Origin of the sequence: Paenibacillus popilliae ATCC 14706 (genome assembly GCF_000315235.1) — a bacterium.
Classification (GTDB): domain Bacteria; phylum Bacillota; class Bacilli; order Paenibacillales; family Paenibacillaceae; genus Paenibacillus_B; species Paenibacillus_B popilliae.
Map to the genome: position 1 here is coordinate 1 of NZ_BALG01000003.1, position 2,850 is coordinate 2,850.

Genomic DNA, 2,850 nt, shown 5'->3' on the forward strand with positions numbered 1-2,850 from the left:
ACTCGGTCACGCTGAATGGTTGCAGCCGATGCAACCTTAGCTGTATTGCAATGGTGTGATGCGGGGGATTAATGGTATTAGTGTGATGGTGTCGTTTGAGGCATGGGAACGGCGCTGTCACAGTGATACCGTTCCTTCGGGGGGCGGTATATGTTATTGCGGTGTTTAGTGATTATTTGTAAAAAAATTTTTACCGTTACCTATTTTTGGGAAGGAATTTTGGGGGGGTTGGAGAATGTCTAAACATATGACAAATATAATTGAAAATGGGTGATTGAAGAAATGACAGACAATTTTGAATTAGAGGGCAAAAAAGCTATTTTTACCGAGGTGGAATACCAAGAATACTTAATATCGACGATCAATGAAATGTATCCTAAGTACACCCAAAAAAGATTGTTGAAAGACTTGGAAAAACAACATATTATTAAATTGAAAAAAAATACTATTCAATCAGCTGACGATTCTGTAATTGATTTGTCAGAAGTTGAAGAAGAGGAACAACTAACCAAAGGCATTTCTAGCGGAAATTCAGCGATTCATCGTCAATTTGAGAAATATGAGTTCTTGAAATCTTACAAGTATGCCGCTATCTTTTCTGTTAATTCAGTTGATGAATCATTATTTAAACAATCGCAAGACGATGGTTTAATTCAAAATTTTATAGCCGAAGACTACTCTTTTGATGAAATCTATAATGGGGTTAATTATAGAAATATTAAGCCTACCATGTATGCGATGGGCAATGTGATTGCATTAAAATTTAGCCGCCTCTTAACGGGGTTTACTCCGGGAATTGGCGAAAAGAAGCAAATTAAGTATCCTATACTTTGTGTATATTTGAAGAATCTTGAGGTAGTAGAAGTTCGTTTTGACCGGGTCAAAACTTATTTTCAAGAAGATGAATTTTTTTATCATAAACAAGTCGATTTTGTTTTAAGTTGGCTTAAAAAGTGTGTTGGTTTTGAGATAGAAAATATTAACATATCATCTATTATCAATTACATAAATAAACAAGAACAAGATGAAGTCAATGTTTATTCTCAAGCGATGAGTACGGCAAGTGGTGGTAAGGCAGTTCTTGAAGCTGGACTAAACGAAAATTTTATTCTCCCATTACTCGGAGAACTTAAGGAACTAATCAAATCACACGAAGATCTTTTCAATAAAAGTCCTGAAATTAAGCAACTGCTCGATATGTTTATTTCAGAAACAGAAGCAAACTCTGATCTGCCTTGGATATCGTTGGTATGGAAGGGTAAAGAAAAAGGGAAAGAAACACACGTTAAGTTTAGACACAATTTTATGAACCAGGGATATACATTATTACAATATTACGGTCATCAATCTGATATGGAGAAGATGGATCATGTCACCGAATATATTATTAACTGTAAGAAAAAACTTGACGAAAAAGCTGAAGACGGAGAAATTAGAGACGCTGTTGTCTCTGTTTAGATCTTATAGAAAAGGACAATACATATATCCTGGAGTTCTGATAAGACAGCTAAATATTACGATGACAAAGGCCTATGAAATATTGGAGCAAGTAAAATCTCAGGGGCTTATTGCTGTTAACTATGAGGCTTATTGTTATTCCTGTAATAAATTTACCGGATATTCGTATGAAACGATTGGTAGTATCCCTGAATACATTGAATGTGAGGAATGTGGGCGAGAATTGCATCCATTTAAAGATTGCGTGGTTGTATATAAGGTGTTAAGAGATGAATAATGTCGGACTAACACCAAAAGAATATCTTCTTGAAGTGCTGAAAAATGAAGAAGATATGTTTAGGGAAATTACAAGGTTGGATGGCAAAGAGAAAGCCGAGTATGAGGAACTTCTTGAGCAGCTTGAAGAAGTACATAAAAGAGAAAACCAACAACACTATGATACGCACCAAAAAGGAAAAGCTCTTGAAACAATTGTTAGTTTTCTTTTAGGAAAGTCTGTAATATTTGAGATACATGAAAACATTAGAAATAGCACAAACGAGATTGACCAATTATTATGTTTGAGTTATAAAGGCAAAAAGTTCAAAGATTTTTTACCTTTTTCCGGGGATTTATTTTTATCAGAATGTAAAAATTATAATAAAAAAATTGATGTCACTTGGGTAGGAAAGTTTTTTTCTTTATTAACCACGTCCCATACAAAAATAGGGTTTTTATTTTCTTATTACGGACTAACAGGGAAAAAGTGGAATAATGCTGTTGGATTAACGAAAAAGTTATTTTTGCTTAAAGAAAGACTTGAGGATCGTACATATATTATAGATTTAAACATATCTGATTTCAGGCTGATTCAACAAGGTCATAGCTTGCTTGAATTGATAGATTCAAAGATGAAAGGGCTCAAAACGGACACCAGCTTTGAAGTATTCCTTCAATTAAAACACCCAGTGCTTGAAGAAAGAGAGAAAACAAATTAAGTCGCTGATTATTCAGCGGCTTTTATTTTATTTCGGATAGGAGATGATAGCATGGCGAAATACCGTAAAAAGCCAGTGATTGTTGATGCATTCCAGTGGACAGGCGGGCGGAATCAGACCGAAGATCCGGAATGGGTATGCGACTGCATCAAAGCCGGATTAATCATTTTTAGGGATGGGGCAATGTTAATCGAAACGCTTGAAGGCGTCATGCAGGCAAAGCCAGGTGATTACATCATCCGAGGCGTTCAAGGCGAAATCTACCCGTGCAAGGCTGATATCTTCAAGCAAACATACGAACGAGTCATTTAATCAATGCGATGAAAGGATGGTGATACACATGGCATTGACGGCCAAGCAACAACGGTTTGCTGATGAATATCTAATTGACCTCAATGCCACGCAGGCGGCGATC

General features: G+C 35.9%; 4 protein-coding genes. All 4 read left to right on the forward strand.

Features of this window, described 5'->3' with window-relative positions:
* Nucleotides 1-282 precede the first annotated feature (282 nt).
* Nucleotides 283-1,458 (forward strand): hypothetical protein, encoded by a 1,176-nt coding sequence (locus PPOP_RS00365; protein ID WP_042226760.1) that lies wholly within the window; start codon nt 283-285, stop codon nt 1,456-1,458.
* Nucleotides 1,459-1,727: 269 nt separating this feature from the next.
* Complete coding sequence (locus tag PPOP_RS00370; protein ID WP_006283966.1) at nt 1,728-2,435, forward strand: hypothetical protein; 708 nt, start codon at nt 1,728-1,730, stop codon at nt 2,433-2,435.
* A gap of 51 nt (nt 2,436-2,486) precedes the next feature.
* A complete protein-coding gene (locus PPOP_RS00375) occupies nt 2,487-2,747 on the forward strand; it encodes a hypothetical protein (RefSeq protein ID WP_006283967.1) in 261 nt (86 codons plus the stop codon).
* A gap of 28 nt (nt 2,748-2,775) precedes the next feature.
* Nucleotides 2,776-2,850, forward strand: a 75-nt coding sequence (locus PPOP_RS19750; protein WP_006283968.1) for a terminase small subunit, incomplete at its 3' end; no start/stop codon positions are given.